The 23423-nt window shown below is 37.6% G+C and carries 20 protein-coding genes and 1 pseudogene; 11 read left to right on the forward strand and 10 right to left on the reverse strand.

Going from position 1 to position 23423, the window contains the following annotated elements; genetic code table 11:
• Nucleotides 1-85 precede the first annotated feature (85 nt).
• The 6 genes from CYTFE_RS28735 to CYTFE_RS0111880 all read right to left on the reverse strand — a co-directional run bounded on the left by CYTFE_RS28735 (nucleotide 86) and on the right by CYTFE_RS0111880 (nucleotide 7789).
• On the reverse strand, nucleotides 86-1933 hold the full coding sequence (locus CYTFE_RS28735) for a methyl-accepting chemotaxis protein (RefSeq protein WP_052343165.1): 1848 nt from the start codon (nucleotides 1931-1933) through the stop codon (nucleotides 86-88).
• A 1143-nt stretch (nucleotides 1934-3076) separates the two neighbouring features.
• Complete coding sequence (locus CYTFE_RS0111860) at nucleotides 3077-3898, reverse strand: nitroreductase family protein (protein ID WP_027471962.1); 822 nt, start codon at nucleotides 3896-3898, stop codon at nucleotides 3077-3079.
• Between the two features lie 8 nt (nucleotides 3899-3906).
• Nucleotides 3907-4200: a putative quinol monooxygenase gene (locus CYTFE_RS26275; protein WP_052343166.1), complete on the reverse strand. Its 294-nt coding sequence runs from the start codon at nucleotides 4198-4200 to the stop codon at nucleotides 3907-3909.
• A complete protein-coding gene (locus tag CYTFE_RS29995; protein WP_154665663.1) occupies nucleotides 4197-4349 on the reverse strand; it encodes a hypothetical protein in 153 nt (50 codons plus the stop codon). The genes CYTFE_RS26275 and CYTFE_RS29995 overlap by 4 nt, the downstream gene beginning before the upstream one ends.
• A gap of 17 nt (nucleotides 4350-4366) precedes the next feature.
• Complete coding sequence (locus CYTFE_RS0111875) at nucleotides 4367-6904, reverse strand: TonB-dependent receptor domain-containing protein (protein ID WP_027471963.1); 2538 nt, start codon at nucleotides 6902-6904, stop codon at nucleotides 4367-4369.
• Nucleotides 6905-7105: 201 nt separating this feature from the next.
• A complete protein-coding gene (locus CYTFE_RS0111880) occupies nucleotides 7106-7789 on the reverse strand; it encodes a pseudouridine synthase (RefSeq protein ID WP_027471964.1) in 684 nt (227 codons plus the stop codon).
• A 221-nt stretch (nucleotides 7790-8010) separates the two neighbouring features.
• On the opposite strand from CYTFE_RS0111880, the gene CYTFE_RS0111890 reads away from it, so the two are divergent.
• Both CYTFE_RS0111890 and CYTFE_RS26280 read left to right on the forward strand, forming a co-directional pair.
• The gene (locus tag CYTFE_RS0111890; protein WP_027471965.1) at nucleotides 8011-8988 is read left to right on the forward strand and encodes an oxidoreductase family protein; all 978 of its coding nucleotides are present in this window, start codon (nucleotides 8011-8013) and stop codon (nucleotides 8986-8988) included.
• Between the two features lie 83 nt (nucleotides 8989-9071).
• Nucleotides 9072-10022, forward strand: a complete 951-nt coding sequence (locus CYTFE_RS26280) for a 3'(2'),5'-bisphosphate nucleotidase CysQ family protein (RefSeq protein ID WP_052343167.1) — start codon at nucleotides 9072-9074, stop codon at nucleotides 10020-10022.
• Nucleotides 10023-10172: 150 nt separating this feature from the next.
• Here CYTFE_RS26280 and CYTFE_RS0111900 read toward each other — a convergent pair whose 3' ends face one another.
• On the reverse strand, nucleotides 10173-10586 hold the full coding sequence (locus CYTFE_RS0111900; protein ID WP_027471966.1) for a GreA/GreB family elongation factor: 414 nt from the start codon (nucleotides 10584-10586) through the stop codon (nucleotides 10173-10175).
• Nucleotides 10587-10829: 243 nt separating this feature from the next.
• Entirely contained in the window at nucleotides 10830-11279 is a 450-nt protein-coding gene (locus tag CYTFE_RS0111910; protein ID WP_027471968.1) for a GreA/GreB family elongation factor, read from the reverse strand.
• Nucleotides 11280-11536: 257 nt separating this feature from the next.
• On the opposite strand from CYTFE_RS0111910, the gene CYTFE_RS0111915 reads away from it, so the two are divergent.
• From CYTFE_RS0111915 to CYTFE_RS0111930, 4 genes are all read left to right on the forward strand, one after another.
• Nucleotides 11537-12238 (forward strand): MarR family winged helix-turn-helix transcriptional regulator, encoded by a 702-nt coding sequence (locus CYTFE_RS0111915; RefSeq protein ID WP_044262780.1) that lies wholly within the window; start codon nucleotides 11537-11539, stop codon nucleotides 12236-12238.
• Between the two features lie 17 nt (nucleotides 12239-12255).
• Entirely contained in the window at nucleotides 12256-12807 is a 552-nt protein-coding gene (locus CYTFE_RS0111920) for a hypothetical protein (RefSeq protein WP_027471970.1), read from the forward strand.
• A gap of 51 nt (nucleotides 12808-12858) precedes the next feature.
• Nucleotides 12859-13593, forward strand: coding sequence for a lysophospholipid acyltransferase family protein (locus CYTFE_RS0111925; protein WP_044212609.1), 735 nt, complete (start codon nucleotides 12859-12861; stop codon nucleotides 13591-13593).
• Nucleotides 13594-13863: 270 nt separating this feature from the next.
• A complete protein-coding gene (locus tag CYTFE_RS0111930) occupies nucleotides 13864-14271 on the forward strand; it encodes a bacteriohemerythrin (RefSeq protein ID WP_027471972.1) in 408 nt (135 codons plus the stop codon).
• A gap of 147 nt (nucleotides 14272-14418) precedes the next feature.
• Here the strand turns inward: CYTFE_RS0111930 and CYTFE_RS0111935 are convergent, their stop codons facing one another.
• On the reverse strand, nucleotides 14419-16908 hold the full coding sequence (locus CYTFE_RS0111935) for an AMP-binding protein (protein ID WP_027471973.1): 2490 nt from the start codon (nucleotides 16906-16908) through the stop codon (nucleotides 14419-14421).
• A 496-nt stretch (nucleotides 16909-17404) separates the two neighbouring features.
• On the opposite strand from CYTFE_RS0111935, the gene CYTFE_RS0111945 reads away from it, so the two are divergent.
• Nucleotides 17405-17953, forward strand: a complete 549-nt coding sequence (locus tag CYTFE_RS0111945) for a DJ-1 family glyoxalase III (protein WP_027471974.1) — start codon at nucleotides 17405-17407, stop codon at nucleotides 17951-17953.
• Between the two features lie 100 nt (nucleotides 17954-18053).
• On the opposite strand, the pseudogene CYTFE_RS31925 reads toward CYTFE_RS0111945, so the two are convergent.
• Nucleotides 18054-18487: pseudogene (locus CYTFE_RS31925) on the reverse strand (TQO small subunit DoxA domain-containing protein).
• Between the two features lie 253 nt (nucleotides 18488-18740).
• Between CYTFE_RS31925 and CYTFE_RS0111960 the strand changes: the two are divergent.
• The 4 genes from CYTFE_RS0111960 to CYTFE_RS0111980 all read left to right on the forward strand — a co-directional run bounded on the left by CYTFE_RS0111960 (nucleotide 18741) and on the right by CYTFE_RS0111980 (nucleotide 23414).
• Entirely contained in the window at nucleotides 18741-18923 is a 183-nt protein-coding gene (locus CYTFE_RS0111960; RefSeq protein WP_027471977.1) for a hypothetical protein, read from the forward strand.
• Nucleotides 18924-19018: 95 nt separating this feature from the next.
• The gene (locus CYTFE_RS0111965) at nucleotides 19019-20884 is read left to right on the forward strand and encodes an ABC-F family ATP-binding cassette domain-containing protein (protein WP_044212643.1); all 1866 of its coding nucleotides are present in this window, start codon (nucleotides 19019-19021) and stop codon (nucleotides 20882-20884) included.
• Between the two features lie 439 nt (nucleotides 20885-21323).
• Entirely contained in the window at nucleotides 21324-22220 is an 897-nt protein-coding gene (locus CYTFE_RS0111975; protein ID WP_044212605.1) for a prephenate dehydratase, read from the forward strand.
• A 3-nt stretch (nucleotides 22221-22223) separates the two neighbouring features.
• Nucleotides 22224-23414, forward strand: a complete 1191-nt coding sequence (locus CYTFE_RS0111980; protein WP_027471981.1) for a pyridoxal phosphate-dependent aminotransferase — start codon at nucleotides 22224-22226, stop codon at nucleotides 23412-23414.
• The last annotated feature ends 9 nt before the right edge of the window (nucleotides 23415-23423 follow it).

Raw genomic sequence — 23423 nt, forward strand, 5'->3', positions numbered from 1 at the left:
TGTTGACCATGCAAATTAACAAGTTTTTTTTCTCTTTTGTCGACTATTATCCGCTAAAAATTCAACTTATAAAAAAGATTATTTCTTATACTTCCTCTTCTTCCACCTTAAAAAATGCCATTACATCTTTTAGTACTTCGGCTTGCGAATTCATTTCCTCTGCATTACTGGCTAATTCTTCACTACTACCAGCTCCTGCTTGAGCAATAGAATTAAGCTGTTGCACTGCGTTGTTCACCTGAGAAATCCCAGTAGAAAGCTCCTGGTTTGACACAGAAATTTCTTTACTCAATTGCGATGAACTTACAATCTCTGGCAGGACGCTCTCCAATTTTTCACCTGCCAATGCTGATTTCTCCAATCCAGCTTGAGTTATATGTACAATTTCGTCCGCAGCAATCTTACTGTTTTCGGCCAACTTACGTACTTCGGTAGCTACCACAGCAAAGCCCTTTCCATGTTCTCCTGCTCTGGCAGCCTCCACAGAAGCATTTAAAGCCAAAATATTGGTCTGATATGCAATATCATTGATCACACTAATTTTTTCAGCAATGATTTTATTGGCTTGAACCGCCTCTTTACTTAAACCGGTTACTTCCTGTATACTTTCTTCTGCCCTTTGTGTGATTTGCGCCGCATTCTTTGAATTTTCAGTACTCTGAACAACATTGGCACTAATTTGCTCAATGGTAGATGAAACCTCTTCTACAGCAGCCGCCTGTTCATTGGCAGAGTTACTTAAATTTTGCGATGCCAAATTCACTTCTTTACTAGCCGCAGCAATCCCTTCCGATCCTGACAAAACAGTACCTGCCACCCCCTTAAGCTTATCTCGCATCGCCTTAAGAGCCTGTATCAAAAAACCAATTTCGTCACCCTGACTAACCTCCAGATCTTTGGTAAGGTCGCCCTCAGCAATACTACCAGCAAAAGCAACCCCCATCCCAATAGGTTTGGTAATGGTACGCGTAATAACCCACGCCAAACAAAGTCCCAATACAATAGAAATGGCAATCATCAGCACAGAAAACTTCACACTACTCCCCTGTTTTTCTGTAGCAAACTGCCTTATACTAGTGGCCAAAACATCTGCATCCCTATACATGGTGCTAATATTCTGTTCCATCACATGCTGAACTTCTTGCTGCTTAAGAATCTCTTTTCGAATAAGCGCAAGAGCCTCCAGATACTTATTTATATTATCAAGTGCCTCAGCTATTTGTTTCGAAGTACGTTTTGTTTTCATGAGTCTTCCTGCACGCATCAAGTGCTCAGAAGACTCTTGAACCGCATTCACACTATTTTGGTAATTTTCCTCAGAAAAGTTTAGTATAAATTTCAAGGCCAAATACCGACCTTCCTTTAAGGCCGATAGTGAATTTTCAATCGCCTGAAACTTATAAACATTTGTATCATCATCCACCACCTTGGCATAATCTACCACAATATCAAATGCTTCCTCCACATATGCCGAGGCAGTAGCTCCTGCCAGCGCTCCATCCCTGATGGCCTTTTGTTTCACCTTTTCAGCTTCACGAAAAGTGTTATTCACCTGGATATATTCCTGTGCTTCCTTTTGAATTTCACCACTAACAGAAAAACTACTTTCTAACTCAAGCTTTTCATTTAACAAATGTGTTGCTCCAACAACCTTCTGCGCCTCATCAATACACAACTTATTGTACCCTTCATCACCATAAATAATATAGCGAAGTGAACCCCCTTGCGCATCACCTACGGCATCAATCATCGTATAAAGATCTAACATTTTATTTAATTGTTCACTGACCGTAAAGATACCCTTGGTACTTGTATACTCTGCTATGCCTGAAATAAAAAGCAAAATGCTAAAGCCTAAAAACAACTTGGTTCCTATTTTTACATTGCCCATTCTCAACATATTAACAAAACGGCTTCGACGTACAAATTTCATGAGTATAATTTTTTTTTAAACTTAATAGCAAACAAACATTTACGTATTAAGACATAATTAAAATACAATTAAATAATAATTTAATTCAACTGAAGTATTTTAAAATCTCATCATGCATTGAAATTACAAGAGCGCTACCTAGTAAGCCTGAATAGCACTGTTTTGCTAAGCAGAAATAGAGCAGCTATAGAGTATCTTATAGGGCAATTTAAATGTATAACAAATTTCCTAATGCTTATACTGAATTGAATTATAGAACACCTTATACCTATAGATTATAATTATGTTGCACTTAAAAAGCTATTTTAATCGCTAATCATATGTGTTATATAACATATGTAAAGACATGAAAAATGTATCCTGAGTTTGGGACAATTTTTCTGCATTTTTAAAAATCAATCACCCCAAGCAAATAAATTACCTTGTATATAGTCTTTGCAAGAAAACTCCAAATACTGCGTTATTCTCATTTTTGCAACAGTCATTTACAATCAGTAAACTCCTTGGTTTCAAAAATATCGAAAGCCTTGTCTTTGAAGCTTTCTTATCAAAGACAGAAAAAACAGTCGTTTTCTTGCAGCCACTATATAAGCCTTATTGGATTGGTTTAGGATTCTGATCAAAGGGATTATCCGGTAATTAAGTTAAATCAAATTTTACTAAGAAGTTTAACCTAAAAAAGGCAACCAGGTTGGATGTACACCAACCCTGTTTAGCAGAGACTTTGAGATATTTTATTATCAATAAGAATTATTAACACCGATTTCTGAAATAAGTATTCAAAGTTTGCTTTTCTTGTTTTGAGGAAGTAATAATAAAGCAATCGTCAGAATGACTTAAAATACATAGGTAGATCGATTTTTATTTTAATTGGCCGGAAGAATATGGCATCTTTCTTTATTATAATACTTCTTTAAGTTATAGAAAAGCATCTGCTCAGGCAATAGTAATCCTAGCCTATTTTGACTGATGTCATTGACAAAGAGCCTCCAAGAGGCTCGTTATTAAATAGGCTGATGTCGTCTTTTGCATCCTTAAGTGCCAGAGCATAAAGCAACGGCAAATAATGTTCGGGCGTAGGAATGGCTAATTGAAAAGCTTTACCTTGCTTTTAAAATGTGCATCAACGGAATGCCTAATTTACTATACGGTAATTATATTTTTATTTAAACCTTCACTTTGTATAGATCTGGCAAACTTCACAGCAGGCTTACCAAAAACCATCATATAACCTATTTTATGATCTTCCGGAATACCCAAGGCAACTTTTAGTTCAGGCGCAATATGTTCAAACACCACTTTTAACAGGCCATCCCACAACGTTCCTATACCCTTTGTATTTGCCAATAATTCAAAATAACTCATTGAAATAACACAGTCAGCCACACAATTAGGATTAGACTCCGGAGCGGAAGTAACGATAAGGTGAGGAGCGTCGCGCAATAATATATCAATTCCTTTGGTTTCCCACAGACTTTGAAAACTACCATACATAGCTAAGGAGGGGGACAAATTAGCTTTTTCTTTTTTAATGGCATCATAAACCATCTCCCGAACATTAGCCAGTTGTTCACGGTTATACGTAAGTGAAAATAGTACTTGGTTTTTATTATGTCCCGTTGGTGCATAAGCAGCAGAAGCTAATAACTCATCCAGCTCTTGTCCACTTAGTTCCTCTTTTTTAAATTTACGCACAGAACGTCGCGTCTTTATCAAGTTGTCAAGCTCTTGGTAAGAAGGAACCACACTATCAGTAGGTAAACTATTTTCAGGCTTTTTACCAAAAATAGACAAAGCACCTGTAGGACAAACAGCCAGACAATGTTGACATTTTATACAGTTTTTTTCTTTTCCTTCCTTTATTTCAGGAATCCCATTCGCACCATCAATAATCAAAGTCGGGCACTCTTTAGAGCATATACCACAACGGGTACATAAACTTTCATTTATTCTAAAATCTAACATCAGTATCCCTATTCTATTTCCTTGGCATTATATACTGTAATTTTTGTTTCCTTCTCATACCATTCTTTAGGAGCATTCATAAACTCTACAAAATGCGCCGATTTACCATGGGCGTCTAACTTAGCCTTAGACTCCCACTTTTCTAACAAAAAAAACTCCGATGAGCCATCTCCTTTAGGATATATATCGTACGTAATACACCCATCCTCTTTACGACTAGCTTCAGCCAACTTATTGAAAGCAAGAACAAAATCCTCTTTATGCTTTGCTGATGGATAAAAATTCACAGTGATCAATATCATGATTCTCTTATTTTTTCATTTATCCCGGATAATGCATTCGCACTTTGTAATATATTTTCTAATGCATTTTTCGGGTTTAAAACACTGCGCAAAGGTGAGAAAAAAATCTTTCTATCAAAACAGGTAAATACTTTTATTTCGTATTCCATATTTTTCTAAATTAACCTTAAAATTCCCTATCACCTACAGTCTTCTTAGTCTTGCTTTGGGATTTTCCATTACGGAATGCATATGAAACACTTATTTCAGCAATAGGTCCTGCTCTGTTATATTCGGTCTCTTGGTAAAATATCTCCAGACCATCCTTATCAAAAGCCCTGGTATCCAATCCCTTATTATTTGACCCTAAAATATCCAACAACCTGAAAGAGAAACTCCAGTTTTTCATTTTTTTGGGGGCATAATCCAAGGCTGCATTGGTCATGTAAAACAAGTCATTCTGACCTTGCGCAGTCACTGTCGAGGATTTCACATCCATGTCGGCTGAAAATTTCAGTTCTCTGGTCAAAATTAAGTTGGCATTTCCTTTCAAACTCCAGTTAACACTAGAATTATCGGCCTGATAACCAAAAATATCACCTTTCACTCGATAATCATACACTGAACCTCCAATAAAAAACTTGGCCATATTACCAGCTTGTAAATTGGCATTGAGCTCCAGGCCTAAAGATCTTGAATCACCAGAATTGGTATAACTTCGTATAAGCACCACTTCCTTTTGATAAGTTGTATTTACACGAAATATGGCATTCTCCACGCCACGGTAAAACCCGGTAATACCCACCTTGTGTTTTCCGAACCTTTTCTCAAGCCCCAATTCAACATTATTAATATATTCAGATTCTAAATCAGGATCACCCACCTCATAAACCTCCAAGTGACGACGGTATAAAAAAGGCGCCATATTTTTAATGGGTGGACGGCTAATTCGTCTACTGGCAGCCAGGCTTAATTGACTGGTCTCTCCCACAGGATAAGTGGCATGCACAGTGGGGAACCAATCCAGCTGATTGACCTCATACCTTGCTTTTTTCTCCCGTTCAAATAGAGTAAAGTAATCAGGATTGGCTATTTTCATACGCTGATCCGTATACTCCAAACGTAAGCCAAGCATATATTTCAGCTGATGAATACTTCCCGAATAGTCAATATAAGCAGCATAAACACCCCGGTTCAGATCTATCGCATTTTCAAGTGTCTCATAATCAAACATTCCTAGTTCTACACCATTTACTACCTCTGAAGTATCATAGGAGAATGCGCCATCAATCTGAAAAAACTGCGGTTGCAACCCAATACCTATGGTATTTCCATTAGCCAGTTCTTTAGAATAATCAACACTGAATCGATAAGCATCTAACGGCGTATCATCAGACTGGCTATAATGTTGTTCTATTTCTCCAGGTACATCTCCATATTTATCATACCCGTAATTCTTATTATCTAAGCGACGACTTAAATCCGAATGCTCATACAACAAAGAAATACGCAACGTTGCATTTTGACCAAACTTTGTCGAAAAATCAACATTTCCCGTATGAAACTTACCATAACGGTTATCTGTGTTGGGATTATAAATATACTTCTCTGCATCGACATTAGACTCATCACCATAATAATTATGGTACACATAAAAAGCAGAACGTCCTTCAGTACGGTCTCCAAAAAAGTAAGAAGCTGACAATTGGGTATTTTTCGAGAGTTGATAATCCACTCCTGCATTAGCCGAATAATATTCGTACCACTCCGGACGCTCCCCTGTTGCATCCATATGCTTATACTTTTGTAGGTCATAGTCCCAAACACTGGCTTTACCTGTTCGGGCACCATTTACATTTTTCTTATTATAGTTAAAAGCACCGTACAAGGCCAGCTTATTTATTCCATACATGAGATTAATACCACTACCATAACGATCATCCTTCATATGGTAACCATCATATTTATCCGTTTTATTAGCCCATGGTGAAGCTCCTAGTTTTCCGTTGGCTGAGATAGAAAAGCCCTCTAGGCCATTTTTTTTAGTGTTAATATTAATAATACCTCCCTTTCCCTGCGCATCATACTTCGCAGTAGGTACAGTTATCACATCTATATTTTGAATATTGGCACCGGCTATTTGTGCCAATAACATGGACGGCTCCATCTGCGTTGGCTTTCCATTGAGGTAGACCATAAAATCCGTTGTTCCTCTGACCGACACTTCGCCATTAGATGAAACCGACACTGAAGGCAATTTATTCAATACATCCACAGCCGTTCCACCCCGGGCCGTACTAAAATCTTCTGCCCGATAGGTTTTACGATCAATCTTGGTTGAAACAGTATTGCCCATGGCACTCACTTTCACCTCTTCCAGATCTACATTCGTTAAAGCGATAGTCACATCCCCCAGGTTAATTCTAGGTTTTTCCTTAGTTAGGATAACTTTTTCTACTATATGGGTCTTATAACCTATAAATGAAACAAGCACATCATAAGTACCATATTGCAATCCACTCAACTTAAATGTTCCTTCATTATCCGAAACAGTGCCTATAGGTAACATCTGTCCATCCTTTTTTAAGGTAACAGTGGCAAAAGGAAATCTATCTCCTGAATCCTCATCTGTAATCCGCCCCCATATCACTCCATTTCTCTGCGCCACGGATGACACTATTACCATAAACATCAACGCAATAAGAACAAGTCCTCTATATGTCATATCTAATTTATCTATAATTATTTCCCCTATTCACCTGCACCTGTCAGGTTTAGATTAGATTTAACCTAGATAAGCTAGATTTGTTCAGATGAATATTGGTTTATATAAAGTTAACTATTCAACTATCATGAATTTCCAATATATAGGGCAAAGAAAGGTCGCAAGAAAAGTTAGTCCTTCAAACCAATTACAAAACCACGACTATTCATCGAACTTAAGTGTTTTAATCATCTCCTCAAAAGTCTTAAACAGTCGAGCTCTTATATGCAATAGCTCTCCAGACACAGGATGCCTCAGTTGCAATTCCATCGCATGTAACATCATTGTAGTCATACCCCAACGCTCTTTAAACAATCTATTTTGCTTATTACAGCCATGCGGACGATCACCGATAATAGGATGACGCAAGTGATCCAGATGTTTTCTAATTTGATGCATCCTACCTGTTTTGGGAAAAGCATGAATAAGAGAATAGCGCGAGGTAGAGAACTGCCCCAAAGATATATCTAACTCACTGCGTTGCAATACTTTAAAAACAGTAAGAGCTTCCTGCTTTTTGCCACGATCATTTGTTAAAGGATAATCAACCCTTATTTCGTCAGGAAAATACCCCCGAACAATAGCTAAATATGTTTTCTGCGTTTCCTCCTCTTCTAAGGCTTTCTGCAATTTACCGGCCATCTCACTACTTAATGCAAACAACAGTATACCGGAGGTTTTACGATCTATTCGATGAATAGGGTAAACACGTTTTTGTAATTGATCACGCAACATTTGCAGGGCAAATTCCTCTGCATCGGCAGCAATAGGACTGCGATGCACCAATAGACCATGCGGCTTATTAACTGCCACCATATACGCATCCTGATAAACTATTTCTAACATAAACCCTGACTAAGGTAAATGCGTAAAGATATTATTTTAAACGAAATAGATGTATCTGAACTTCGTTATGAGCGTTGAAATGTACATAAAATTCTATTGGAGCCATTTCAAGGCCTAATAGATTTTCTAATACATTTTCCTGGTTTAACTCAAACGATACATCCACCCCGAAACAAAGAAACTGCACAAAACCATTATCTTTGTCCACACAACAAAAAAAAATGAATCAGCACTTTAAAGATATAACGCTCAAAGCCACTGGCGCAATCGATTTACATATAACAGAAGAAATTCAGAGCCTTTGGAGTGGCTATGGCAGCATTGTAAGAATCGGGTTAAAAGGAAGTACAATAGAAGGAGTAGTTGCCAAACATGTTAAAATGCCCCAGCAAAATAAACATCCACGGGGCTGGAATACAGACGTTTCCCATTTACGAAAAGTAAAATCGTACCAAGTAGAAACCTCCTTTTACAAAAACTATGCAGGCAGGTGCACCGCTAATTGCCGTGTACCCAGACCTTATATTATTGAAGCCCGCCACCAGGAAATATTTATGGTAATGGAGGACATGGATGCCAGTGGTTTCGAAGAACGTCTTTCATCCGTTTCGTGGCAGGAAATCAAAACTTGCCTAAGTTGGCTAGCTCACTTTCATGCTACATTTTTAAACGAAAAACCAGTAGGATTATGGAACATTGGCACCTACTGGCACTTGGACACTCGCCCAGAAGAACTTGCTGTGCTAGAAGACAAAGCACTCAAGCAGGCAGCTAGCCAAATAGATCAAAAACTAAATGAAACCCAATATCTCACCATTGTTCATGGTGATGCCAAGCTCGCCAACTTTTGTTTCTCTGCCGATGGCAAGCACGTAGCTGCCGTTGATTTTCAATATGTAGGTGGAGGTTGCGGGATGAAAGATGTTGCTTACTTTATTGGAAGCTGCTTGCATGAGGAGGAATGTGAAACGTATGAACAAAGAATACTGGACTATTATTTTAAAACATTGAAGTCCGCAATACAATCTCGTCGTTTAGAGCTAAACTACGAAGAGTTAGAAAAACAATGGCGAGCGCTTTACCCCCTAGCATGGACCGATTTTCATCGATTCTTAAAAGGATGGAGTCCTGGTCATTGGAAAATAAATAGCTATAGCGAAAGAATAACAAGGCAAGTACTAACTGCTTTGAAGTCCTAACACATAAAGATAAAGAACCTGCTATAAAACAAGCCATAATAATTATCACACACAAGGGCATGATAAATTTCTGCGAGTTCCATATGGCCTTAAAAATAGATGATAAACATATGCAATTAAACAACCAAGAATTAAAAGAACTTTGCCAACTAGCATGCCTTGCAGCCACGGAAGCCGGAAGAATGATTTCCACCTTCTCAAACCAACAACTTCAAATAAAAAGAAAACCAACACAAAACACCTCTCTTGGCTTATCGGGCGGTACCAGCTGGGCTTCTCAGATAGTTACTGAAGTCGACATCAAGAGTCAGGAACTAATTATCAAACAACTTAGTCCCAGCATAAAGAAATATCATTTTGGATTACTGACTGAAGAATCCATGGACGATCAGTCGCGGTTGGAGAAAGATTATTTTTGGTGTATTGATCCGTTGGACGGAACACTACCCTTTACCGAAGGCAAAGATGGTTACTCCGTTTCCATAGCCCTGGTTTCAAAAGAAGGAGCCCCTATAATTGGCGTTGTTTACGATCCAGCAAAAAAGAATTTATACCATGCTATCAAAGGTATAGAAGTATGCAAAAACGACAATGAATTATACTTGAAACACACTTCTAAAAACTTTACATTTATTACTGACAGAAGTTTCATCACCCATCATAAATTTAAACAGATAAAAGCTGGTTTATTAAAGCACAGCCAATCATGCGGCTACAACACTTTCACACACATTAATCAAGGAGGAGCTGCCATGAACGCTTTATGGGTACTAGAAAACAGTCCCGCATGTTACTTCAAACTTCCCAAGTCCACAAAAGGAGGGGGTAGTTTATGGGACTTTGCGGCTAGCGCATGCATATTTAACGAACTTGATTATCCTGTCACTGATTTCTCAGGAAACCCACTTCACCTAAATACCCCCAATACAACTTTCATGAATAAACATGGTATATTTTATGGTATTGGCATCAATCTAAAAGACATCCACGCCTTGATCCCAAAATTTAATTCCGATAAAACGAGCCATGATTAAACATCTCTCAAATAAACAAGCCTTAAAAAGAAAGCTGTCATAGTTGCCAACCATATGTTGACTTAACCATGACAGCCCCTTCGTTAACACCATTGCCTTATAAACCTGTCCTTACGGTTCACAGCATCTTAAAAATTCAAAACACCCATCTCACACCGTATAAGCTCCATTGGCTTCCGGTTGATATTCCAAACTCAATATTTTTACTGTAACAATACCTTTGGGAGCTTCAAACTGTACCGAATCACCAATTTTATACCCCAATAAAGCACTGCCCAATGGAGAAAACACAGACACATAACCCTTTGTAAAATTAGCCTCTTTAGGATAAACCACCTTTACTGTCATCCGTTTTTTAGTCTCCACATTTTCAACCTGAACCACCGAATTCATCGTCACATATTCAGGCTCAATACTATGAGAGTCAACTTTTTCAGCCCGTTTAATTTCACGCGCCAAGGCCTCCAGATAATTATGCTCGATACCTTTTATATTTCGTGCAGACCCAACCAGACTGCTTAAGCGTGCATAGTCGAGCTCAGTAATTTTTATTTTTTCTTCCATAACTATTTTCTTTAACCTAGCATTTAACCCCAATGATGCATTAGAATTTCGTTATAAAAATTAAATGTACAATCAATAGCACCTGTTAAGATTTTCCATAGCACTGTTATGGAAAATTGAAATAAGTTAGCTGGCAACTTGATGGCAACAACTTTAATTCCTAGTAGATTTTCCAATGCATTTTTCGGGCTTAAATTAATTATCAATACAATTACTTAGTAATACAAATTCATTTACCCTTTTCTACAGATAAGGTACATTTTCCTTCTCCGGTTGAAACATTATTTTTTCAACAAAAAGCTTCTGTTTTGAGTTATGATGTTGCACCTGTAAACATTCACTCTCTCTAGATCCAATACAAGCTAAACCCAGAAGACTATACACCGAAATATCATGCCTACCATGAATCTTTTCGGGTAATACAATTTTCACCAACTGCCTTTGATGATCAGCATTGGCAAGTAACACCTCCGAGTTTAGAGTCACCACATCCTTTGGAATATCGTTAGAATCATATTTCACGCTATTAACTGCAAATAAATAAAGTCTATGCAAACTAGAAGGGCTCACGTGCGCTTTCCCCACATCCTCTCTTAACAAATGCATAATCTTATCATAATCTTTATGTGTAATCGCTTTCTCATTCCATGAAAAAACCTTTCCATTTTGTTGTACTATCTGTTTTATCGCCATGTCATCATATTTTAAATGATTATTCAAACATTAAAATCGTATGCGATTTATTTCATATCGTTTCCGATACTAAATTAATAAATAATTGCATTTCCTCCTAAAATTCTGCTACGATTAAATGAATAAGGGCTCTTTAATTAATATGCTATTTTATCTATTATATTTGCGTAGCAAACAATATGCCGAAAAATCGATTACGATGTAATATATAACGATTACGACTTATGTTTGCCCTTTAATTTATTATGATAAAAAATATGGACGGGAAATATGATGTCATAAAAAAACTGATTGATTTATGGGAAAGTTATGAAAATGAATCTCCTGACGAACAGGATCTTTTAAATTTTTCGGAATGGGTGGTAGAACAAATCAAAGACAAAAGCATTGACAATACCCAATTTCACCCCCAACGGGAGTTACATTCACATCCGGAAACAGTGGCCTTCCTTAACAAACTAGGACCGGGTTCCCGATTTCAGGAGTACATATTAAGAATAGCACGCTTTGAAGAATTTTACATACGAAAGTACCTTATTGATCTTCCTTTAAATTCTCGCTTAGAGTATCTATTTCTATTTACCATTGGCAACATTGAAAAAGCCCGAAAGACCGATCTTATCAACATTCATCTGGTGGAATACACAACAGGAATGGACACAATCAGACGCTTGGTTAAAAACAAATTACTCCACGAACTACCTGACGAACAAGACAAAAGGGCTAAAATACTCATACTAACAAAAGAGGGAGGAGAAATCTTAAAGAAAGCCAACAAACGTATTGAAGAAGCGAGAAATATGTTTTTAGCATGTATCAGCCCCAATAAATGGAAAAAAACACTATCGGTTCTAAATGAGATTGATGAATTTCATAGTAATATTTATTTTAATCATTACGATAAACCCTATGCCGAAATTTCCAATCTCATGGATTCTTTAAAACACCTTCATAAATAAAAACAAATTTTAAACACATGAGAAGATTATTACTGACCACCGCCATTGTAATATTGGCCATCCAAGCACAAGCACAAATTTTCGGCACAGGCCAAACCTTATCTCCCCATAAATTCAACCTTGGCATCATGCCCTCAGCCATGATCTATAATGGAGAGAATCAATACACCTTATATTTACAGGCCGGCTATGGTTTAAGCTCGGGCATTGATCTTGCACTCAGACTAAACCTATTAGATGAAGAAAGCTATTTAGGTGCCGATCTGGAATTTGCCCTCAAAAAAAACCTATCTATTTCCACAGGATTTCACAGCTTTAACCACAATTTCGGTCTTGATTTTACCGGAATGTTCACTTTCCCACTCACTTCGACGGCTCGGTTCACTTCGGGCTTAGACATGGATATTATTTTTTTGGAAGGAGAAAACATTGCACCGCTTTGGATTCCATTAAACTTTGAGGTAGACATCAAAAGAAATATAGCTTTTATGTTAGAAGCAGACATCGATACGCGGTTGTTTGACAAAAGCTATCATCTTATTTCAGGCGGTTTACAATTTTATTTTTAACCGTATAAAAACAATCAATTACATTTATAACTCATTTACATCCAAAACTCTATGCTTATTCTTTCTTACATTTTCTCAGTCATCTATTGGCTTTATTTTGGGTTTTTACTGGTGGTATTTCACGTGATCCAAATTATATGCCAATACATAGGTGGTTACGAACTAAGAAAAAAATCGGTTGATCTCCTCAATTTTCTATTGTTATATGGTTTAGTTATAGTTGGTGTCCGTATTAAGTTTGTAGGATTTGAGAACTTACCCCAAGACTGCCCTCTGATCATTACCTCCAATCACCAAAGCACCTTTGATATTCCCCCAATTGTCTGGGGCTTTCGAAAACACCATCCCAAATTTGTGTCTAAAAAAGAATTGGGGAAAGGCATACCTAGCATCTCATACAATTTAAGACACAGTGGATCAGCCCTTATCGACAGAAAGAATCCAAGACAAGCCATGATGGAGATTGCCAGGTTAGGCCAGCACATTGAAAAAGAAAACTACAGCGCCAGCATTTTTCCTGAAGGAACCAGAAGCAAAAGCGGAACCCTTAAAAAGTTTCAACATGCCGGCATCGCTGCTCTAGTAAAAAAGGCACCTTCCGCCAAGGTTGTACCATTGGTTATTGATGGCAATAGTACATTAACCAAGCATGGAGACTTCCCTTTAAACTTTGGAACCAAACTCACATTCACTGCACTACCTGCCATTGACCCTCAAGAAAAAGATGTGAAAAAAATAGCCTCCGAAGTAGAAAATTTAATAAAACACAACTTAAATCAAGCATAAGATGATTATCGACGTTTAAGTCATATTTATTTTTTTATGATATTTGTCAATTATTTTAATAAATCCAGTAACCTTTAAAATATATTTATGTATTATCCATTTGTTATTTGTATGAAAGCTTCTTAATCTATGTTTCAAATGCATATTTCGAATATCAGAAGAAAACCTTACTAATAATCACTCTGAATAAAAAAATACAGGTCAGAACCACCCCAATTAAGAGTAGTACCAAAACAAACAGACTAATATAAACGTTTAATCATTTACAAAATGGAACTTATTAAATGGACAAATGACCTTAAGTTAGGCATTGAAAGCATTGATCAACAACACAAAAAACTAGTTGACATGATCAATGATTTTTATGCAATGATTGCAAAAAAATCGAACAAAGAACTGATTGCCAAACTCATTAAGGATATGAAAGAATATACGGTGGATCATTTCGAAACCGAAGAAGCTTATTTTCGACAATATGACTTTGAAGGGTTTGCAGAACACAAAGCTGAACATCAGGATTTTGTAGATAAAGTGATTGATTTAGAAAACAGATATCTGAATGGAAGGTTGATTTTATCATTTGAGATCACCAACTTTTTGAAAGCGTGGATCACCAACCACATACAAGGTTCCGACGCCCAATATGTAGATCTTCTAAAATCCAAAGGTGTAGCTTAAACCCAAGTGATATATTAGAACTTTGCTATGGTTTTTCCAATACATCTTTTAAGATAAAACGAAGGAGGGGCACAATATTGCGCCCCTCCTTTGTTTCTTAATCTCTTTTTTCACATTACCTCCATAGCATCATTAGCTACGTCGGACTTATTCTCCAAGTCTAACACGACTCACATTCAATTGCTTACTAATCTTACTATGCACAGCATTGGAAATATTTTCATAAGTCTCAGCCCCCGGCATAACAGGTTCCAAAAATTCAACGATCACCTTTTTAAAGGGTTTTGGAAATTTACTCCCCTTAGGTAAAGCATCATAAGCTCCTTTGATAGAAACAGGTACAATAGGAACATTCAACTCACGACTTAAAATAGCGAAAGTTTTCTTGAAGTCGCCAATATTCCCTGTCTTCGTACGAGTTCCTTCAGGGAAAATAATCAGGTTCTTTTTTTTCTTCAGGGCCTCGCCCATTTTTTGAATAGATTCTTTTAGATCCTTATTCAAATCCATCACAATAACATGATGTCGATTAGCAATAAACTTAAGCCATCTTGTATTTACATGCTTTTCTTTGGCGTAGAAATACGTATTCTTAATCACATTGTTCCTTAAAAAAGAGGCCACAAATAGCCCATCAAAATAACTTTGATGATTAGGAGCTATAATACATGGCTCATCCGGGATATTCTTTAAACCCTTTCCTTTTAATCCAAAGTACAAACTAAAGAAGGCCTTTGACAGTTTAACCAAGGCTCTACCGGTAAACCAGGTTTTAGGAAGCGACAAATTCACTTTTTCTTTTAATATCCTTGTCCAGTCTATCTTCTCCACCTCCATCTTACTTCGGTGTTCATGAATATACTGGCTCAGGTCATAGACACTTTTAAACCTTACTTGTTCACTAGGGTCTACGTCCACTCCAAAAGATGACTTTAAAAACACCTGCAAACTTACCTTATCCAACGAGTCCAATCCCAAATCCATTTCCAGATGGTGTTGAGGCAATACTTTTTTCCCTTTTTCCTGAGTCAAGTATTCTGAAATGATATTAAACTCCTGACTCTCCACTTTCAATTCAGCCACTTCCTCTACTTCATCCACAAGCTCTAAAGCAGCTAATTTGAATCGTCGTATTTTACCCAACCTTGTTCTTGGTAGCTCTCCATCATAAACCGTAAAATCTGTCACTTTTTTATAGGATGAGCAGCCCTTATTATATACATCAAAGACTTTCCACTTAAGCTCCTGATGTAATTCATGCGCATCTTTAAATTGCATTTTCAATTCATGCGATGGCACAACAATTGCCTTAAACTGATCACCCGATTGATAAACACCTACCTCTGCAACAAAAGCAGCATAACGCTCCAGCTTTGTTTCAATCTCAACTGGGTTAATATTTTTTCCATTGGACAGGATCAAAATCTCCTTTTTACGTCCTGTGATATGCAAAAATCCATTCTCATCAAAATGTCCCAGATCACCGGTATACAACCAACCGTCCTTCAACACCTCGGCTGTTTCTTCGGATCGGTTATAATAACCTTTCATAATATTTTCGCCCTTAGCAACAATCTCACCATCACGAATCTCAACATCACATTTAGGCAGGACAAATCCTGGAGAACCAACCTTTATATGCCCCGGGCGGGTAAAAGTAATCATGGGCGATGCCTCTGTCATACCATAACCTTCCAACACATCAAAACCTAAGGTCTTATAATCTCTACCCACAACCTGATCCAGCGCAGCTCCTCCGCACACCATAAAACGAATACTCCCACCAAACTTTTTATGAACCGTACCAAAAACAAATTTAGAAAACGCTTTCGAATTTACTTTCTCAGCCAAAGAAAACAAGGCTCCGGCCACCTTACTCTTATTTATTTTATCTTTTACTCCTTTATGTATAGCTGAATATAAGCGAGGAACACCTAGTAGCAAAGTAATCTTATTGTCTTGAAGCGTCTTAATAATATCATCTGAGGCCATAGAAGGAGGAATGGCAGCCATGGCTCCCATATACATAGGCAATATCATGTTTCCAACCAAACCAAAAATATGATGAAGCGGTAACAACATCATGACTCTATCATCTGCTTGATAAATTTTTACATCTCTCGAGACGCCCAACATATTGGCCAAGAGGTTGGCATAAGATAACATCACCCCTTTAGGATTACCTGTAGTACCTGAAGTATAAATCACAACTGCCGTATCGTCCTCGTTTTGGGGCTCAATAATAGGAAACTCTGAAAAACGATCCGCATTTTGGTCTTCATAATCTTCAATAGTAAAAACCTTAGGTTGATAGTCTAATTTCTTAGCCGCTTCTTGATAATCAGCCATCTTTGCCGCCGACACAAAAACAATCTCTGGTTTGCAATCATTTAAAATATAGGCCACTTCACTGACCGTACTCATGAAATCAACCGGAACAACCATGGCGTTATTGTTCCATGCCGAATAAAAACTATATACCCACCCTTCCCGATTCTCTGAAAAGATGCCCACTTTGTTTGTTTCTGATGCCTTATATAATGAAGAATATAATTGTACCTTCTTACCTAACTCGTTATATGTAACCGTCTTTCCAGACTTTACCAGAGCCGTTTTATCTCCCTGTTTTAAAAACATTTTGTATTACTTGAATGAAAAATTATGAAGTATAATGTCGATAGATGAAAGAATAATTAGTTGTTAATTCGATTTGTAAATCTGATCGCTATTATAAATTAATGCGTAAATAAACCTCCAAATATATATAAATTATTCACACATCACCTATTTTATTATTTAAACCGTGCAAAAAAAACCACCAAACTAATAAATAAATTGATAAGATTGTCAACCTAAAATTGTTTGATTTTTTACCATTATTGTTTTGTCCTTTTCATCCCCATTGACTAATTTTGAATAATCAACAAACACTCTATTTGAGAGAAATACATAAACCTGACATTGGCCTTGCGTGTTATTGGATACACAGGTGAATGAATGGAATTTGCACAGACTAGTCAAGTTTTGGTAATTTTAAACAAATGAAGCGAGCCATAATAAAGTACTTCAAAAACAGGGAGATGATTATCTTTGGCGAGTTTCATATGACCATTAAGAAACAAATTATAAACATATGAAAAAGGTATATATTTTTCTAGCCGAAGGATTCGAAGAAATAGAAGCCATCACCCCAGTTGACGTGCTTCGCAGGGCAGAAATAGACGTCACAACAGTGTCGGTTTCCGATAAAAAAGAAGTAAAGGGTGCACACAACATTATGATTTATGCAGACCGTGTTTTTGACCAATGTAATTTTTCAGATGCTGACTTGCTCGTACTTCCGGGAGGAATGCCTGGAACCCTAAACCTTAATAAAAAAGAGGCACTAAAAGAATTACTGGTTGATTTCTCCAAACAAGGAAAATTAATAGGTGCTATTTGCGCTGCCCCCATCGTCCTAGGAGGAAAAGGCTTGTTAAAAGGGAAAAATGCCACCTGCTATCCAGGGTTTGAAGATCAACTGACAGAAGCTAACCATACAGGTTCTCCATTGGAAGTGGCTGATAATATAGTTACTGCCAAAGGTGTTGGTGCAGCCATGAAATTCGCCCTGCAGTTAGTAGCCATGCTAAAGGGAGAAAAAGAAGCCGAAGATCTTGCACAGCAAATGGTCATCGAATAATATATCACATTACTCATCTAACAAAGCATTCCCATAAAACACAAAACCATGTGCTTTATGGGAATATATATATTCAATTTAGTCACGAGATACTAAGACATCATTCGGATTTAACAATTTCACACTCCCAATAAACACCACTAATATCCGTAACCCTTAAGGCATATACTCCACGGGGTAGTTTTTCCAGTTTTTCATTTTTTAAACGCAATGTTGCTTTTGCGCCTAAGGGAACTATTAAACTATACTTACCTGGCTTTATTTTAACCACATAGTTGTTTAATATACTCTCTTTGCGCAAAGATGTTAAATCATCTTGACCATAATGAAGCATCAAATTATTTCCTTTATCATACAAGTCAATACGAATGACCCAAGAGCCATAAACATCACTCCTTCAGTCCTATAAATATCAAAAGAAAGCGTATTCTTATCAATTACACCTTCGGTAATCTCAATTTTTGGTTTCACTGATTTATTATGAAGCGTTCCCCATAGCCCTCCATGAAATACCTGATTGGTCATTAAGGCCATACCAAAAACAAGCAGAAATGAGGCGTAACTCCACTATGGTGCATGAAAACAAGTTAACCAGTAACTTGGTGGGCCGCAATTTTTATTCACAATAGATATCACTCATGCATTTTTCGGGTTTAATGATTACTTTTGCCACAAACGAAAAACGAATTTGAGTACATGAAACAAGCCATGATAAAATATTTCTCGCACAGGAGAATGATTCATTTCGGCGAATTCCATATGACCATTGAAAGATAAATATAAACACATGAAAAGCAATTTAGCTAAGAAATGTTTTGTCTGCGAAAAAGAACTGGATCAGGTAGTTCACAAGAACAAAGTAACCCTCCTTCCCGTTTGTAATGAATGCAAAGGTTCTGTCCGGGAAAAAGCCAAAGAACAAGAAATGCTGGACTCCTTGGCCGACGGCTTTGTCTGTGGATGTATATAAATTATTCAGGCGGGCGATACACAAGAACAATATCAAAAAGCTCCCTACATTTATTTTAAGCGATGGGCATTGCCCATTACAACAAGCACATAACTATGAATTATTTATCTGTTGAAAATTTAACCCATCACTGGGGCGACATACAATTATTTGATGATTTAACCTTTGGTGTTTCCGAAGGACAAAAAATAGGATTAATTGCCAGAAACGGCAGTGGAAAAACCACCTTACTTAACATTTTAGCGCAAGTATTACCCAACGAAAGTGGCCAAGTAATTTACCGCAAGGGAATATCCATCGGCTACCTACCACAAATTCCTCTTTTAAATGACAATCACACCGTTATTGAGGAAATTTTCGCTTCAGACAATCCGCAAGTATTGGCCATAAAAGCCTACGAAAGAGCCCTGGCCGAAGAAAACCATGAGGAGCTGGGAAAATTAATTGAGGAGCTGGACAAACTAGGTGCCTGGGATGTTGAATCCCGCATCAAACAAATTCTCTCACAACTTAAGATCACCCATTTTGACCAACAAATCGGTCAACTTTCCGGTGGGCAGAAAAAAAGAGTTGCGCTGGCCCATATTCTTATTAACGAACCGGAGTTTTTAATTCTTGACGAACCCACCAATCACTTGGACCTGGAAATGATTGAGTGGCTGGAATCTTATTTAGAACGCTCCAGATGCACACTCATGATGGTTACCCACGACCGTTATTTTCTGGATCGCGTTTGCAACGAGATCATGGAACTGGCCGACCAAACCCTATATCACTACAAAGGAAACTATGAGCTTTTTCTAGAAAAAAGAGAAGAACGCATACAAACGCATAATGCACAAGTAGAAAAAGCAAAAAACCTCCTCAAAACAGAACAGGACTGGATGAACCGAATGCCGCAAGCACGTGCCACCAAGGCCAAATATCGCATTGATGCCTTCCACGACTTAAAAAAGAGAGCCAACAGCGGTATTCAAGAACAGTCCATGAACCTGGATATACAATCGGCCCGTCTAGGAAAAAAAATTATCGAGTGCCACCACGTATGTAAATCCTTTGGAGATTTAAAAATTCTGGACGACTTCAATTACAAATTTGCACAAGGAGAAAAAGTTGGGATTATTGGAAAAAACGGAACAGGAAAAACAACTTTCTTAAACACCATAACAGGAGCACTGGAACCTGATTCAGGCTATCTGGAGACAGGAGAAACAGTTGTACTTGGTTATTACCGCCAAGCGGGAATGAACATAGACCCCAACAAAAGAGTATTGGATGTTATCGCTGACATATCAGAAAACATCACCCTAGGATCCGGCAACTCCATGAGTCCTGCCCAATTTCTTCGTCATTTCATGTTCAACAACGAAATGCATCACGTACTAGTTGACAAGTTAAGTGGAGGTGAAAAAAAACGTTTATACCTGATGACGGTATTGATGAAAAACCCCAATTTCCTAATCCTAGATGAACCCACCAACGACCTGGATATCTTTACCCTAAATCTCCTAGAAGAATACCTACAAGGCTTTAAAGGTTGCGTAGTCATCGTTTCTCACGACCGGTATTTTATGGATAAAATAGTAGATCACCTCTTTATATTTGAGGGACAAGGACACATCAAAGACTTCCCAGGCAACTACTCTATCTTTCACGAGCATGAATTGGCACAAGAAAAAGAAAGCAAAAGAGCAGGTAAAAACACCAAAGAACCCTCTAAGCCAACTCCACCAAAGGAAAAACCCAAAAAATTATCCTTTAAAGAAAAGATGGAAATGAAACAACTGGAGCAAGATATGGAAGCTCTAAATGCAGAAAAAGAAAGCATTGAAGCGATACTAAATTCAGGAAGTATCGACGCTGATCTACTCACTGAAAAAGCCAAACGTATTTCAGAAGTAATAAACCTACTCGATGAAAAAGAAATGCGATGGCTAGAACTAAGTGAGATTGAAGGATGATATTTAAAATAACACTGACAAACATCAGTTCACTTACAAATAAATATACATTCACAAAAGAAACATTAAACTATTATTAAAAGAGGCCTAATTCTTACAATATATTAGAAAGAAAACATTAAAAATAGTTATTTTTTAGTGCAAATATTTTTGTTACGAATATTTTTGTACTACATTTGCCAGCATAAATAAGATATCAATGACCCATTTTGCATTTTTTTACAGCTTTTATTTTTACTTTTTTGGATTCTGTAATCAAAAAGAGGTGGGTATATAGTATATAAATTTTTAAACGAAATTTAAAGTCCCGCCTCAATGAGGTGGGACTTTTTTTATTACATGGCACTGGCAAAGCCGGAGCTTTTACCAGCAGGTTTGACGCAAGGAAGTAACCATAACACAGTAACTCCACAGCAACCTCATTATAAACAAAACAAAAATGAAGAAAGTAGCAATTCAAGGAGGCGGTGGTTCTAACCACGAAATAGCAGCCAAAGCGTATTTTGAAACAGACAACATTGCAACAGTTGAGTGCAACTCCTTCGAAGAGCTTTTTTCCACACTAAAAGAAGATCATTCGATTTATGGCATCATAGCAATCGAAAACACCTTGGTTGGAAGTATTCTTCAGAACTACACTCTACTAAAGGATTCCGGAATGGTCATCATTGGTGAATACAAACTACGTATCAAGCACCAACTACTGGCCTTACCTGGTGAACGACTAGAGGATATCAGGGAAGTTCACTCCCACCCTATGGCATTGGCGCAATGCAGCGATTTTTTCAAACAGTATCCCCATATCAAGATGATTTCAAGAGATGACACGGCCTTAAGCGGAAAGTGGATTCGGGATAACCAACTAAAAGGAATGGCAGCCATAGCACCTGCATTAGCCGCAGAGAAATACAATTTAGACATTATTGCCAAAGACATTGAGACCAACAAAAGAAACTTTACACGTTTTTTAATCATCTCCCATAAAGAAAAAATAGCGCTTGAAGACATATTGACCCAACAGCCAATAAACAAATCATCATTGGTATTTGCATTGCCTCATGCAGAGGGAAGCCTATCTAAAGTACTTTCTATTTTGGCATTTTACAATATAAACCTATCCAAAATACAATCACTACCTGTGGTAGGTAGCGAATGGGAATATCTGTTTTATATCGATTTGGTATTTGAAGACTACAAACGCTATCAACAATCATTGAATGCCATTCGTCCTTTGACACGGAATTTAAAGAGTCTGGGTGAGTATCACGTGGGCAAAAGATCCTTTGACACAGTAAGCAATGACAACAAACCTCTTTCAGAACAAAAAACATTTTAAGGCATGATGACCGTACAACCCGCCCATCGCATCAGCGAGGTAAAAGAATACTATTTCTCCAAAAAACTCAGAGAGATAGACGAAATGCGTCAACAGGGTGTTCAGGTGATTAATCTGGGCATAGGAAACCCTGACAGACCACCACACACGAAAGTGCTGGAAGAACTTAACAAGACTTCCTCGGAAAAAGGAAACCATGGATACCAGAGCTACATAGGTATACCGGAACTGCGAAATGCTTTTTCGCAATGGTATCTTCAATATTTTAACATTGAACTGGATGCCAACAAAGAAATACTGCCGCTCATGGGTTCCAAAGAAGGCATCATGCATATTTCCATGGCCTTTTTAAACAAAGGAGATCAGGTTCTTATCCCTAATCCCGGATACCCAACCTATGCTTCCGTCTCTAATTTAGTGGAGGCAGAAATGATCACCTACGATTTAGAGGAAGAGCTGAACTGGCAACCGGACTTTAATAAACTGGAAAAATTAGATCTATCAAAGGTAAAATTAATGTGGGTCAACTACCCCAATATGCCTACTGGAGCAAACGCTACCCTCGAGCTATTCAACAAACTCGTTACCTTTGGCAAAAAACACAATATATTGATTTGCAACGATAACCCGTACAGCTTCATCTTAAACGACCAACCCTTGAGCATATTTAGGGTCGAAGGTGCTAAAGACATCTGTATTGAACTAAATTCATTGAGCAAATCACACAATATGGCCGGCTGGCGCGTGGGTATGGTAGCCGCTAATGAGGTGTTTATTCAATATATCCTCAGGGTAAAAAGTAACATGGACAGTGGAATGTTTAAACCACTACAACTTGCTGCTGCACATGCCTTGAATCTGGACAAAACCTGGTACGATGAAATTAATAGCGAATATTACCAACGAAGGGAATTGGCGTGGAAAATCATGGATATGCTGAATTGCACCTACCACAAAGAACAGTCGGGCATGTTTATCTGGGCTAAAATTCCGGACTCGGTAGAATCTGCAGAACAACTTTCTGATTTTATATTAAATAATGCACATGTATTTATTACACCAGGAAGTATTTTCGGCACGCAAGGTGAAAGGTATATACGTATCTCACTTTGCTCTACAAAGGAAGTTTTACAGCAATCCATTGAAAAAATAAAACAACTTCCGATTAAAACAAAATCAACAGAACAAGCTTAACTACCTATA

Origin of the sequence: Saccharicrinis fermentans DSM 9555 = JCM 21142 (assembly GCF_000517085.1) — a bacterium.
GTDB classification, from domain to species: Bacteria; Bacteroidota; Bacteroidia; order Bacteroidales; family Marinilabiliaceae; genus Saccharicrinis; species Saccharicrinis fermentans.